The 13,311-nt window shown below is 62.5% G+C and carries 12 protein-coding genes and 2 tRNA genes; 3 read left to right on the top strand and 11 right to left on the bottom strand.

Features of this window, described 5'->3' with window-relative positions; translation table 11 throughout:
- Positions 1 to 3 precede the first annotated feature (3 nt).
- From nuoH to ACHFB9_RS08275, 11 genes are all read right to left on the bottom strand, one after another.
- The gene (nuoH, locus tag ACHFB9_RS08325; RefSeq protein WP_417071037.1) at positions 4 to 1,053 is read right to left on the bottom strand and encodes an NADH-quinone oxidoreductase subunit NuoH; all 1,050 of its coding nucleotides are present in this window, start codon (positions 1,051 to 1,053) and stop codon (positions 4 to 6) included.
- A complete protein-coding gene (nuoG, locus tag ACHFB9_RS08320; protein WP_417071035.1) occupies positions 1,053 to 3,356 on the bottom strand; it encodes an NADH-quinone oxidoreductase subunit NuoG in 2,304 nt (767 codons plus the stop codon). The genes nuoH and nuoG overlap by 1 nt, the downstream gene beginning before the upstream one ends.
- A gap of 2 nt (positions 3,357 to 3,358) precedes the next feature.
- Positions 3,359 to 4,663 (bottom strand): NADH-quinone oxidoreductase subunit NuoF, encoded by a 1,305-nt coding sequence (gene nuoF / locus ACHFB9_RS08315; RefSeq protein WP_417071033.1) that lies wholly within the window; start codon positions 4,661 to 4,663, stop codon positions 3,359 to 3,361.
- Positions 4,660 to 5,136, bottom strand: a complete 477-nt coding sequence (gene nuoE, locus ACHFB9_RS08310; RefSeq protein ID WP_417071031.1) for an NADH-quinone oxidoreductase subunit NuoE — start codon at positions 5,134 to 5,136, stop codon at positions 4,660 to 4,662. The genes nuoF and nuoE overlap by 4 nt, the downstream gene beginning before the upstream one ends.
- 29 nt (positions 5,137 to 5,165) lie before the next feature.
- On the bottom strand, positions 5,166 to 6,419 hold the full coding sequence (locus tag ACHFB9_RS08305) for an NADH-quinone oxidoreductase subunit D (protein ID WP_417071029.1): 1,254 nt from the start codon (positions 6,417 to 6,419) through the stop codon (positions 5,166 to 5,168).
- A complete protein-coding gene (locus ACHFB9_RS08300; protein WP_417071027.1) occupies positions 6,412 to 7,011 on the bottom strand; it encodes an NADH-quinone oxidoreductase subunit C in 600 nt (199 codons plus the stop codon). Before ACHFB9_RS08300 ends, ACHFB9_RS08305 begins: the two co-directional genes overlap by 8 nt.
- Before the next feature lie 15 nt (positions 7,012 to 7,026).
- Positions 7,027 to 7,503: a NuoB/complex I 20 kDa subunit family protein gene (locus tag ACHFB9_RS08295; RefSeq protein WP_417071025.1), complete on the bottom strand. Its 477-nt coding sequence runs from the start codon at positions 7,501 to 7,503 to the stop codon at positions 7,027 to 7,029.
- A 39-nt stretch (positions 7,504 to 7,542) separates the two neighbouring features.
- Positions 7,543 to 7,917, bottom strand: coding sequence for an NADH-quinone oxidoreductase subunit A (locus ACHFB9_RS08290; RefSeq protein WP_417071353.1), 375 nt, complete (start codon positions 7,915 to 7,917; stop codon positions 7,543 to 7,545).
- A 71-nt stretch (positions 7,918 to 7,988) separates the two neighbouring features.
- A tRNA-Leu gene (locus ACHFB9_RS08285) sits at positions 7,989 to 8,073 on the bottom strand.
- A gap of 61 nt (positions 8,074 to 8,134) precedes the next feature.
- On the bottom strand, positions 8,135 to 8,506 hold the full coding sequence (gene secG / locus ACHFB9_RS08280) for a preprotein translocase subunit SecG (protein WP_417071023.1): 372 nt from the start codon (positions 8,504 to 8,506) through the stop codon (positions 8,135 to 8,137).
- Positions 8,507 to 8,624: 118 nt separating this feature from the next.
- The gene (locus tag ACHFB9_RS08275) at positions 8,625 to 11,834 is read right to left on the bottom strand and encodes a S41 family peptidase (RefSeq protein ID WP_417071021.1); all 3,210 of its coding nucleotides are present in this window, start codon (positions 11,832 to 11,834) and stop codon (positions 8,625 to 8,627) included.
- A 133-nt stretch (positions 11,835 to 11,967) separates the two neighbouring features.
- Here ACHFB9_RS08275 and ACHFB9_RS08270 point away from each other — a divergent pair.
- The 3 genes from ACHFB9_RS08270 to ACHFB9_RS08260 all read left to right on the top strand — a co-directional run bounded on the left by ACHFB9_RS08270 (position 11,968) and on the right by ACHFB9_RS08260 (position 13,114).
- A tRNA-Ala gene (locus ACHFB9_RS08270) sits at positions 11,968 to 12,043 on the top strand.
- A gap of 276 nt (positions 12,044 to 12,319) precedes the next feature.
- Positions 12,320 to 12,742, top strand: coding sequence for a hypothetical protein (locus tag ACHFB9_RS08265; protein ID WP_417071019.1), 423 nt, complete (start codon positions 12,320 to 12,322; stop codon positions 12,740 to 12,742).
- A gap of 57 nt (positions 12,743 to 12,799) precedes the next feature.
- Complete coding sequence (locus ACHFB9_RS08260; RefSeq protein WP_417071017.1) at positions 12,800 to 13,114, top strand: hypothetical protein; 315 nt, start codon at positions 12,800 to 12,802, stop codon at positions 13,112 to 13,114.
- Positions 13,115 to 13,311: the final 197 nt, after the last annotated feature.

Below are 13,311 nucleotides of genomic sequence, written 5' to 3'. Positions count from 1 at the left end.
GCCTTACCTCCAGATCGACCAGGGCGACATCATCCAGATGCCGACCAGCAGAATCCAGACGAGCGTCAGCGGAATGAACACCTTCCAGCCCAAGCGCATGATCTGGTCGTAACGGAAACGGGGGAACGTGGCGCGGAACCACAGGAACAGGAAGAGCACCAGCAGGATCTTCGCGACCAGCCAGTGGAAGCCGTCCGGAATACCCCCCACCGGCGAGAGCCAACCGCCGAGGAAGAAGATCGAGCACATCGCCGAGACGAGGATCATGTTCGCGTATTCGGCGAGGAAGAAGAGCGCGAAGCCCATCCCCGAATACTCGACCATGTGGCCGGCGACGATCTCCGATTCGCCCTCGACGACGTCGAAAGGGGCGCGGTTCGTCTCGGCGATTCCCGAGACGAGATAGATCACGCACAGCGGCAGCAGCGGCAGCCAGTTCCAGCTCAGGAACTTCAGGCCGTAGCCGGCGAACCAGCCCTTGGCCTGCCCTTCGACGATGTCCGACAGGTTCAGCGATCCCGAGACCATCAGCACCGCGATCAGCGAAAAGCCCATCGCGAGCTCGTACGAGATCATCTGCGCGCCCGAGCGCATTGCGCCAAGGAAAGCGTACTTCGAGTTCGAAGCCCAGCCGGCGATGATCACGCCATAGACGCCCAGAGACGTGATCGCCATCATGTAGAGCATGCCGGCGTCGATGTTCGCGAGCACCCAGCCCTTGTGAAACGGAATCACTGCCCAGGGCGCGAGCGCGACCGCGATCACGATGATCGGGCCGATGAAGAACAACACCTTGTTCGCGCGAGCCGGGACGATCAGCTCCTTGAACATCAGCTTGACCGCGTCGGCGATCGGCTGCAGCCAGCCCTTGGGGCCGACCCGGTTCGGACCGATCCGGATCTGCATGTAGCCGATGATCTTGCGCTCGGCGAAAGTCAGGTAGGCCACGCAGAGGATCAGCGGCAGCACGATCAGCACGATGCGGACCAGGGTCCAGACCAGGGGCCAGAGCGGGCCGAAGAAAGGCGAGACGAATTGAAGAAGGGCGTCCATCAGACACGCTCCACGGTGATTTGACCGGACAGCGCGCCCAGCGTGGCGGTCTGTCCTATGCCCGCGGGGACGCGGACACAGCCTGCGGCGACGCCGTCATCGCGCTCGAGATCGAGCTCGACCCCCTCGCCGCCCATCGCGAGCCTGACCCGGCTCGCGCCGTCGAGACCCAGCTTCGCGATCGTCACCCCGGCGATCCTCGCCGAGAGCCGGCGCGCATCTGCTGTCTTCTGCAGCGACGGGGCGCGGCGGACCAGAGCGTCGGTCGCGTAGATTGGCACATCGGCGATGCGTTCGAGTCCGCAGACGGGCAACGCTTCGCCGGTGAGCGGGGCGATGTGGTTGGACAGCCCGGGCTTGGCGGCGAGCACTTCGTCGCGTATCGCTTCCGAGCTCTCGTACTCGAAGCCTTCGAGTTCGAGCAGGTTCGCGAGCACTCTCAGCACTTTCCAGCCCGGCCGGGTTTCGTCCTGCGGGCGGACCACCGCGTTGAAACTCTGCGCCGTGCCCACCGCATTGACGAAAGTGCCGCTGGTCTCGGTGAAGGGCGAGATCGGCAACATCGCATCGGCGAACCCGGCGACCGCCGAGCGGAAAGCGCTCAGTGCGATCACGGTCTCGGCTTGGCTGAATGCGGCGCGCGCGGCCACCGGGTCGGCGAAATCGAGCCCGGGCTCGACGCCGACCAGCAGGTAGGCCTTGCGCGGCGTCGCGAAAGGCGCACCGCTGCAGGCCCCGGCCAGATAACCGCCGACCGTGTTCGCCGCTTCGGTCAGATGACCGAACTTTGCGGAGGCGAGTTCGGCGATCTGCTCGAGCAAGAACCAGATCAGCGCGTACTGCGGATGTTGGGTCACGGCGTTGCCGGCCAGCACGGCGCGCCGCTCACCCGAGAGCAGAGCGTTGGCCAGCGCTTCGGCGATCGCCCCATCGGCGCTCGCGGCCAGAGCCGCATGCTCGGCCGCAATCGGCCTGCCCGCCTGCGCGGCGAGCTTGACCAGCACCGCGGCCAGCGCGGCCGGCCACTGCGAGGGCGCGATCGCGACATTGTTCGCGAGCGGCATCAGTTGATCGTCGGCCGAACCCGACAGCAGGCTCAGCTTCGCACCGCGGCGGGCGGCCTGACGCAGGCGCTGCGCGAGCAGCGGATGATCCTTGCGCAGGAAGCTGCCGACGACGAGCGCGGAGTCGAGCTGCGCGACTTCGTCGATCGCGAGCCCCAGCCACGGAGTTCCCGCACGCAGGCCATCGACCGTGAAGTCGCTCTGCCTCAGCCGGAACTCGACGTTCGCCGAGCCGAGAGCGCGCGCGAGCTTGGCGGCGAGGCTCATCTCTTCGAGCGTCGCGTTCGGCGAGACGAGCACCGCGAAGGAATCCTTGCCGTGATCGGCGATCACGCCGCGGATCGCCTTGACCGCATAGGCCAGAGCGGCCTGCCAGTCCGTCTCAATCCACTCTCCGCCCTGCTTGACGGCCGGGCGGGTCAATCGGTCTTCGCTCGCCAGCGCTTCATAAGAAAAGCGGTCACGGTCGGAGAGCCAGCATTCGTTGATCGCCTCATTTTCCAGAGGCAGGACCCGCTTGACCCGGTCGTGCTGGACCTGGACGGCCAGGTTCGAGCCGAGCGAGTCGTGCGGCGCGATCGCGCGGCGGCGGGACATCTCCCAGGTCCGGGCGCCGAAACGGAAGGGTTTGGAAGTCAGCGCGCCGACCGGGCACAGATCGATCGCATTGCCGGAGAGCTCGGAATCGACCGTGCGGCCGACGAAAGTCATGATCTCGGATTGGTCGCCGCGGTTCGCGACGCCCAGCTCCATGATTCCGGCGATCTCTTGGCCGAAGCGCACGCAGCGCGTGCAGTGGATGCAGCGAGTCATGTCGGTCGCGATCAGCGGACCGAGATCCTTATTGACGACGACGCGCTTCTCTTCCTTGTAGCGCGACTCTCCCGCGCCATAGCCAACGGCGACATCCTGGAGCTGGCACTCGCCCCCCTGATCGCAGATCGGACAGTCGAGCGGGTGGTTGATCAGCAGGAATTCCATCACCGCCTTCTGCGCAGCGACCGCCTTCTCCGAATGGGTCGAGACCTTCATCCCGTTCGTGACCGCGGTCGCGCAGGCCGGCAAGGGCTTGGGCGCTTTCTCGACTTCGACCAGGCACATCCGGCAGCTGGCCGCGATCGAGAGCTTCTTGTGGTAGCAGAAATGAGGGATGAATGTGCCCGCCTGGCCCGCGGCCTCCATCACGGAGCTGCCTTCGGCCACTTCGAGCTTTTTGCCGTCGATCTCGATATCGAGCATGTTCAGCCTACGTAGATCTTGCTGCCTTCACGCTGCAACTCAAGCGGCACCAGGCACCGTTTGTGTTCGACGTGATATTCGAATTCGCTCCGGAAGTGCTTGATGAAGCTGCGCACCGGCATCGCGGCGGCATCTCCCAAGGCACAGATCGTGCGACCCATGATGTTCTCTGCAACGCTGTCGAGCAGATCCAGATCTTCCGGCCGCCCTTCCCCGTTCTCGATCCGGTGCAGTACGCGGTAGAGCCAGCCCGTGCCTTCCCGGCAAGGCGTGCATTGACCGCAGGATTCTTCGTGATAGAAGCGGGACAGGCGCTCCAGCGCCTTGACCATGCAGGTGCTCTCGTCCATCACGATCACCGCGCCCGAGCCGAGCATCGAGCCCGCTTTCGCGATCGAGTCGTAGTCGAGCGTGCAGCCCATCATGATCTCGGCGGGAAGCACCGGTGACGAAGAGCCCCCCGGAATCACCGCCTTCAGGCGACGACCACCGCGCACGCCTCCGGCCAGTTCCAGCAGCTCGGGGAAAGGCGTGCCCAGAGGCAGCTCGTAGTTACCCGGCTTGCTCACATGGCCCGAGATCGAGAAGAGTTTGGTACCGCCGTTGTTCGGCTTGCCCAGATTCAAAAAAGCTTCCGCGCCCTCGTTGATGATGTAGGGAATGGACGCGAAGGTCTCGGTGTTGTTGATCGTCGTCGGACGGCCGAACAGACCGACGCTGGCAGGGAAAGGCGGCTTGAAGCGAGGCTGGCCTTTCTTGCCCTCTATCGATTCAAGCAGCGCGGTTTCCTCGCCGCAGATGTAGGCGCCATAGCCGTGATGCGCGAACAGTTCGAACGAGAAGTCGGTCCCGAGGATCGACGCGCCAAGCAGATTCTCGGCTCTGGCCTCGGCGAGCGCTTCCTCGAAGCGTTCATAGATTTCGAAGATCTCGCCGTGAATGTAGTTGTAGCCGCGTTCGCAGCCCATCGCGTAGCCGGCGATGATCAGGCCCTCGATGACTGCGTGCGGGTTGTAACGGAGCAGGTCGCGATCCTTGAAAGTCCCCGGCTCGCCTTCGTCCGAATTACAGCAGACGTATTTCGCACCGTCGGTCTGCCGCGGCATGAAGCTCCACTTGAGTCCGGTCGGGAAACCGGCGCCGCCGCGTCCGCGCAGCGATGAAGCCTTGACCTCAGCGATCACGGCCTCGGGCGTGAGCTTCTCGGCGAGGATCTTCTTCAGCGCCCGATAGCCGCCGCGCCTGACGTAGTCGGCGAGGTGCCAGCCCTGGTCGCCGTCCAGCCCTTCCAGCAGAAAGCCGCTCATTCGCTCAGCTCCGCGATCAGCTTGTCGATTTCGGCTTCGCTCATCTTGCAGCACATCTTGTGATTGTTGTGCAGAAAGACCGGAGCATCGCCGCAAGCTCCCATGCACTCGCCTTCCTTCAGCGTGAAGCGGCCGTCCGGCGTCGTCTCGCCGTATTCGATACCGAGCTTCTTCTTCAGGTATTCCCCCGCCTCGACGCCGCCCGAGAGCGCGCAGGGCAGATTCGTGCACACCGTCAGCTTGTGACGACCGACCGGAGCGAGATCGTACATGTTGTAGAAGCTCGCCACTTCGAGGACGGCGATCGCGGGCATGCCCAGATAATCCGCAATGAATTCGAGCGTTTCCTTCGCGAGCCAGCCCTTCTCCTGCTGCGCAATCCGCAGCGCCGACATCACGGCCGACTGCTTCTGCGCGGGTGGATATTTGGCTATCTCCGCATCGATTTTCTTCAGCGATTCCGCATTCAGCATCTTGCCAGTTCCAATTGAGGACGGAGGGTTCAGCGGTCGACGTCGCCGAACACGATATCCATCGTACCGATGATCGCGACAACGTCGGCGATCATGTGTCCGCGCGCCATCTCGTCCATCGCCGCCAGATGGGGGAAACCCGGAGAACGCAGTTTCAGGCGATAAGGCTTGTTGGCCCCGTCGGAGATCGCATAGACGCCGAATTCACCTTTCGGATGCTCGACCGCCGCATAGACTTCGCCCGCCGGCACATGGATGCCTTCGCTGAAGAGCTTGAAGTGGTGAATCAAGCCTTCCATGCTTTCCTTCATCACGGCGCGCGACGGCGGCGCAACCTTGCGGTTCTCGGTGATGACCGGTCCCGGATTCTCGCGCAGCCATTTGATGCACTGACGGATGATCCGGTTCGATTGGCGCATTTCCTCGATCCGCACCAGGTATCGATCGTAACAATCGCCATTGGTTCCGACCGGAATATCAAAATCGAGTCGGTCATAGACTTCGTAGGGCTGCTTTTTGCGCAAATCCCATTCGATTCCCGAGCCGCGCAGCATCGGACCGGTGAAGCCCAGCGCCCTCGCCTGCTCGGGCGTCACGACGCCGATTCCGACCGTGCGCTGCTTCCAGATCCGGTTGTCGGTCAGCAGCGTCTCGTAATCGTCGACATAGCCGGGGAAGCGTTCGGTGAAGGCCTCGAGGAAATCGAGCAGAGAGCCTTCCCGCGTGCTGTTCATGTCCGCTACGGTCTTCGCATCGCGAAAACGCGAGACCTTGTATTTGGGCATCGTATCGGGCAGATCGCGATAGACGCCGCCCGGACGGAAATAGGCCGCGTGCATCCGCGCACCCGAAACCGCCTCATAGACATCGAGAAGGTCTTCGCGCTCACGGAAGGTGTAGAGCATCACCGTCATCGCGCCGATATCGAGGCCGTGCGAACCGATGCCGATCAGGTGATTCAAGAGGCGCGTGATCTCGTCGAACATCACGCGGATGTATTGGGCGCGCAGCGGCACATCGATGCCGAGCAGCTTCTCGACCGCGAGGCAGTAGGCGTGCTCGTTGCTCATCATCGACACATAGTCGAGCCGATCCATGTAGGGAACGGACTGGATCCAGGTGCGCGTCTCGGCGAGCTTTTCGGTCCCGCGGTGGAGCAAGCCGATATGCGGATCGGCACGCTCGACGACTTCGCCGTCGAGTTCGAGGATCAGGCGTAAAACCCCATGCGCAGAAGGGTGTTGTGGCCCGAAATTGATCGAATAATTGCGAATTTCAGCCATGATGAGCCTGCCCGTAATTCTCTTCGCGAACGATGCGCGGCGTCACTTCCCGCGGCGCTATCGTAACCGGCTGATAGACGATCCGCCCTTGTTCTGGGTCATAGCTCATCTCGACATAGCCAGAGATCGGGAAATCCTTGCGGAAAGGATGGCCGACGAAGCCGTAGTCGGTCAGGATCCGGCGCAGATCCGGGTGGCCATCGAACATCAGGCCGAACAGGTCGTAGGCCTCGCGCTCGTACCAGTTCGCGCAGCGCCACACCTCGACCAGCGAGGGGAGCACAGGGAAACCGTCATCGGGAGCGAAGACCTTCAGGCGCAGGCGGACATTGTGCGCGAGCGACAGCAGATGAACGACCACCGCGTAGCGGGGCTTGTCCTGATAGCCGGCGTGCGTCGAGTAGTCGACGCCCGTGAGATCGATCAGCTGTTCGAAGCCGAGCTCGGGGGTATCGCGCAGCGCGAGGGCGACGCCAAGATAATCGGCGGCCGCGACTTCGGCCGTCAGCTCTCCGCGATCGAGGACGAGACCGACAATCTTCTCGCCCAAGCTGGTCTGCAGCGATTCGCGCAGCCTTTCAATTTTCGTCATGACTACCCCGGGCGCTCAGCGCGCAATCGTGCTTGTCCGCTTGATCTTGTTTTGCAGCTGGATGATGCCGTAGAGCAGAGCCTCGGCGGTCGGCGGGCAGCCGGGGACATATACATCGACCGGAACGATGCGGTCGCAACCCCGGACAACCGAATAGGAATAGTGGTAGTAGCCGCCGCCATTGGCACAGGAGCCCATCGACAGAACCCAGCGCGGCTCGGACATCTGGTCGTAGACGCGCCGAAAAGCCGGCGCCATCTTGTTGCACAGAGTTCCGGCAACGATCATCAGGTCGGATTGACGCGGACTCGGGCGGAAGATGATCCCGAAACGGTCCAGGTCATAGCGCGCGCAACCGGCATGGATCATTTCCATCGCGCAACAGGCCAGGCCAAACGTGACCGGCCACAGCGAACCGGTTCGCGTCCAATTGATGACCGTGTCGATGTTCGTCGTGACGAACCCTTCGGACAGCACACCTTCGATACTCATGAATCCCCCAGACGACCAGCCCCCGCCAGCCGAAAGACCTTATTCCCAGTCCAACGCTCCGCGCGCCCGCACATAGATGTAGCCGACGACCAGAACAGCCAGGAAAACAAGCATTTCGAAGAAACCAAAGACGCGCATGGAATCATTCGCCGCGATGTCGCGGACGATTGAAGCCCAGGGCAGCAGGAAAGCGATTTCGATATCGAACAGGATAAACAGAATTGCGATCAGATAATAGCGAACATCGAATTTGACGCGCGCATTTTCGAAAGTATCGAAACCGCACTCATAGGGAGCGCATTTATTCTGATCGGGATTGAAGCGTCCGAAGATGCGGCCACAGAGGACCATCGAAACGCCGACCGCAAGACCAACAACAATGAAAACCAATACCGGGAAATAGTTTTCTAGCATGATCGCGGATATTTCAGGAATTGTGATCTTGCAGAAAAACGCCCGCTGAATCGCGGGCGTTTCCGAATTTCTGGTGCCGACGATGAGACTCGAACTCATACGGCTTGCGCCACCACCCCCTCAAGATGGCGTGTCTACCAATTTCACCACGTCGGCACTCTCACAACAGAAACGAATTATACAGACTACAAAAAAAAACGCAATTCCTAAATGAAAATTATTTAGGAACGTCCTGGTTCGCGGATTGCGCCGCAACCGGAGCGGAAGCCGCAGCAGGCACACTCTTCGTGGCGGCCGGCGTCTTGGGCAGCACAACGCCTTCGAGCGCACTACCGCCCTGGCGATTCGCGTGGCTCGCGATATAGGTCAGCGTCAGGCTGGTCACAAAAAAGAGTGCCGCCAGAACCGCCGTCGTCCGGCTCAGAAAGTTTGCCGAGCCCGAGGACCCGAACACGCTCCCCGATGCGCCACCGCCAAACGATGCGCCGACATCGGCGCCTTTGCCGTGTTGCAACAAAACCAGACCGATCACCGCAAGGCCGACCAGCACATGGACAGTAAGGATGAGACCAAACAGGAAACCGCTCACATCAGACTCCGACTCGATTCGTCGCTAAACGCGTGAATGTACTCTGATCCGGGGCCATGACACAAGGCTTGACCCCTCCCCTTTACATCAAAAATCCTCGCAGACTTTATGAACCCGCCTATCCGGGCAGGCTCAGGTGTGGCCGCCCGGAGAAATCCGGCGCCTTGACCGGCCTGCGCGCGAGCGCCTCCAGCGCCAGCGCCACCGCCCTTTCGAGCTGTGGATCGCGTCCCGCCGCATGATCCTGGGGCGAGACATCGACTTCATGATCGGGCTCGGCGCCGCGGTTTTCAACTCCCCAGCCGACATCGGCGAACCAGAAGCTGAATTCGGGCTGGGTCGTGACCGTCCCGTCGACCAGCGTATGGCGCGGCCAGATCCCGATCACGCCCCCCCAGGTCCGGGTCCCGACCAGCGGCCCCAGCTTCATCAGCTTGAAACAGTGCGAGAAGATGTCGCCATCGGAGCCCGCGTGCTGGTTCGTGATGCAGACCAGCGGACCGGCGATCGCATTCTGCGGATAAGGCTCGGGCGCGCCCCAGCGCGACACGTCGTAGCCGAGCACCTGGCGCGCGAGCTTTTCGAGCAGCAGCTGGGAAACGTGCCCGCCGCGGTTGAAGCGCGCATCGACGATCAGACCTTCGCGCAGGCTCTCGGTGCGCAGATAGCGGTGAAACTCGGCAAAGCCCCAGGTCACCATGTCCGGGATGTGCAGATAGCCCAGCCGCCCGCCTGATGCCTGATGAACCTGCGCGCGGCGCGCCTCGACCCACTCGCGATAGCGCACCGGCTCCTCGGAAGCGAGCGCGCGCGCGACGACGCGGCGCCGCTTGCTGCCGTCCTCGTTCGCGACCAGCAGTTCGACCTTGCGCCCGGCCCGCGAAACGAGCCTCGCCTGAGGCGGATGAAGCCGGTCGCAGGCGAGACCGTCGATCGCGAGCAGACGCTCGCCCGCCTTGACCGAGACGCCGATCGCGGCGAGCGGCGAGGCGTGCGCGGGCCGCCAGACATCGCCCTTGAGCACGCGGGCGACGCGGTAGACCTGCGTCTCGTCGTCCCAGGCGAAATCGGCGCCCAGATAGCCCAGAGGCAGCGGCGCGCTTCGCTTGCGATCGCCGCCGAATTCGTAGCAGTGCGAAGTGCCCAGCTCGCCCTGCATCTCCCAGATCAGATCGGAGAGCTCTTCGCGGGTGCTGATCGCGTCGAGCAGGGGCGCGTAGCGCGACCAGATCCTTGCCCAGTCGACTCCACTCATGTCCGCGGTCCAGAACTGGTCGCGCTGCAGGCGCCAGACTTCGCGCAGCATCTGCCGCCACTCGGCTGCCGGATCGATTTCAACCTGGACCCGGTCCAGATCCACCCAGCCGGTCTCGCGCGAGAACTCCTCGGCGGCCAGATCGTCCTTGGGCTTCTCGCCGATCTTGAAGGCGCGCAGACCGTCCGCGGTATCCGCCAGCAGAGCCTCTCCGTCCGGTGCCAGCTGGAAGCAGGCGACGGAGTCGAGCACGGTCTCGACCTGCCGGGTCTCGAAGTTCCAGTTCTGCAGCAACGCGTCGGGCTCCTCGTCCTCGGCCGAATCGCTCTCGGCGACGACCGGGTGCAGAGTCCAGTAGACGAGTTCTCCGGCGGCCTCGATCCGCCCGTAGCGGCCGGCCGGAACAGGGAAGGGGCGGATCCGCGCGATCAGCCCTTCGCGGTCGATCGCCAGCGGGGGCTTTTCCTTCTCGGCCTCGCCCTCACCCTCCTCATCCTCGCCGTCGTCCTCGTCGCCGAAACCGCGCGGCGCGGGCTCGAAGGGGTCGGCAGCATCCTCCTGCAGAGCGACCAGGAAAGGCTGGGTCGCGCGCGGAAAGCCCAGATCGAAAACCACCTCGTCGTAGACCGGCTCGAAGAGCCGCGTCGACAGGAAATACAGGTATTTGCCCTGCGGATCCCAGGCCGGCGAGAAGTCGTCGAAATCCTGGCCGCTCGCGAAGATCTGCTCGCCGCTCTCCAGATTCATCAGCTTGATCGCCCGCGTCGAGCGCGAGACGCCGAAGTCATAAGCGAGCCAGCGCCCGTCCGGCGAGAAGGCCGGCTCCTCGATGCGCCGGAAATCGCAGCGGTCGAGCTGGCGCGCCTCGGATGTCGCGAAGTCGACCAGCCACAGCTCGTTGCGGTGATTGGTCAGCGCCAGCTTCTGGCCAGAAGGTGCAGCGTAGAGGCCGATCGCGCGGCCGAAGTCGCCCTTGAGCGTCTTGACGCCGTCCTCGCTGTGCAGTTCAAGGTGCTCCTCGCCGCCCTCGTCCGAGATCATCGCGACGCCGGACGCGTCGGCGAGCCACAACGGCAGCCGGTAACGCACCCCCTGGGCTTCGCCGTACTGGCGCATCGCGCCTTCCCACAAAGGCAGGGTCACCGGTTTGCCGCGCACACACAGCGCCAGCGAATGGCCGTCGGGATGGAGGCTGAACGAATCGAGCGCCGCCTCGCCCGACACGAACTTGCGGGCGAGCTGAGGCCGGGCGGCGGGCACTTCGAGCGGAACGGGGGCGTTCGCACCATCGGCGACGGACAGGCGCCAGATCGCGCCCCCGCACTGATAGACGATGTTCACGCCATCGGTGCTCGCGTTGCGCACATAGTGTTCGCTGTGTCCGGTATGGCGGCGCAGCTCCTGGCCGTCGACGGCGCAGGAATACAGATTGCCTATGCCTTCGTGATCGGAGATGAACCAGATCCTGTTCCCTATCCACATCGGACAGGCGAGGTTGCTGCCCCCCTCACCCATCCCGGCGATCGCGAGGCGGGTGAAGTCGCCTGAGCCTTCGCGGTCGATCCAGAAGTGACCCGCCGTGCCGCCCCGGTAGCGCTTCCACAGCGCCGGATCGCGCGTATCGCGGCCGATCACGCAGGCGCCGTCCGGCCCGAAGGCGATGTCGCTGGCCATCCCCCAGGGCAGCACGGTCGGCAGCGGATCGTCGAGACCGATCGTGAAGAGCTGGCGCAGATGGAAGAAAGGCTGATTCGCGTTGCTCGAAAAGAGGATCTTGCCGTCCGTAGTCCAGCCCGCGACGTGGGTCTGTCCGCCCAGCCAGGTCAGCCGGCGAGCCGGCCCACCCTGAGCGGGCATCACATAGAGCTCGGAATGGGTCTCGTCGGTCGCGATGAAGGCGAGCCACTGCCCGCAGGGCGAGAGCCTCGGGAAGCCGACCAGCCCCCTGCCCCCCGAGATCCTTCGCGCGACTCCGCCCGAGAGCGGCGCCGACCAGAGGTCGTCGTCGGTCACGAAGACCAAGGAGTCACCACAGACGGAAGGAAAGCGAAGGTAAGCCGGATAACGCGCCATGTATGCTCCAGAAACACCGCAGCCCGGGCCCGGGCGATGCGGGAAAGACCTCGATTATGCCACCCGGACAAGGCCGGCGAAAAAAAGTGCTTGCCAGGCAGCAAAATTGCCCGCTATAATGCGCTTCTCTTGTGGGGGGGTAGCTCAGCTGGGAGAGCGCCGCGTTCGCAATGCGGAGGTCGTGAGTTCGATCCTCATCCTCTCCACCACAGGATTCAAAGCCGCTGATTCGAAAGAATCAGCGGCTTTTTCGTTTTGGTCCAACAGATCGAAGAAAGCCAGCAAGGAAGCCGCACCGGCCGCTGTCTGCGCCCCGGGTTCTCGATGACTCCGCGACCTGAGTGGATTCTCCCGCCGCCCCAGAACCCAGCCCGGAAGGGTGGCGGACGCCATGAAACCTGATGTAGGCTTTTATCCTGCAGAAATAAGACCACTCGAAGGCCGTCTGTAGCAAAGGAGCGACAGACATATCAAGTTAGCCTTTTATGAAATCCGCCCAGCCCCCGTACTATCTAAATGGCGACGAGCCACCGGTCCTTGGTGCTTCGTGCTCTGGTTTTTATCTCATGCAGCATCAAGTTGATGGTGTGCTATCTGACCCAGCCAACTCGGCATATTTCAAGTTCAACGATGCCTGGTTACAGCTCTGCTTCGATGGAAACACGATCTTCTGGCGCAAAACAGAAATACCAGGAGAGCCTGTCAATGATCGGATTTCAAGCGTACTTGTGCTTCTCAATCTCAATGAGATGAAGGGCGTTGTCGGCTCTACGCTTGATGATGTTCGCTACTGGGGTTCCGCTGTAGAAGTCGGGGCACTCCTCCATTTTTCTAGCGGGGTAGAGCTTACGTTCACACATCAAAGCCTCCGCGATGCAACCCTCGTCGCGACTAGTAATTCCTACTAGACGAATCGTCCAAAAGCTGCGTTTGCGACGTTCCTTCGCGTCAAACGAAAGATGGTTATGCAGAATTCTTCACCCGAAAAGCTATCGATTCGACGCATCGTCGGATGGGCTTCGTTTGTGGTTACGATTGTGCTGTTTGCGTTCGTCAGCTCACGTGCCGGAATGCGGTGGCTTGGCGCCGCCACTCTGGCTGGAGCGGTAGTTCAACTTTATCGGCGACGTATTGCCTATGGCTGGGAAGGCCAAGAGCCTTCTGGCTACATCACGGGAATCCCAGCTATCCTCTTTGGCCTCTTGCTCGGTGCCTTGGGTCTAGCCATGCTCGGTCAGCCTGATATTGTGCTTGCCCTCTTTGGTTGGGATAACCAATGAACCATCCAACTCTTCGCTCCAACTGAGCTCTTTCAATGGCCGCTGAGCTCAAGTGTTGAGGCAGCAAGAAATCAATGCGCACCTTCACGTTCGAGAAGCTTGGCTAGTCGCGCCACAGCATGGCGCCAGTCACGAAGTAGTTGCCGCGAGAAGTTCCGACCACCAAATGCCACTCGCCCTGCGCCGGAGACGGAGGA

It is taken from the genome of Niveibacterium terrae, assembly GCF_048213115.1.
Lineage (GTDB): Bacteria > Pseudomonadota > Gammaproteobacteria > Burkholderiales > Rhodocyclaceae > Niveibacterium > Niveibacterium terrae.
The sequence above is the reverse complement of the archived record's forward strand: the minus strand, read 5'-3'. Positions and strand labels throughout refer to the sequence as shown.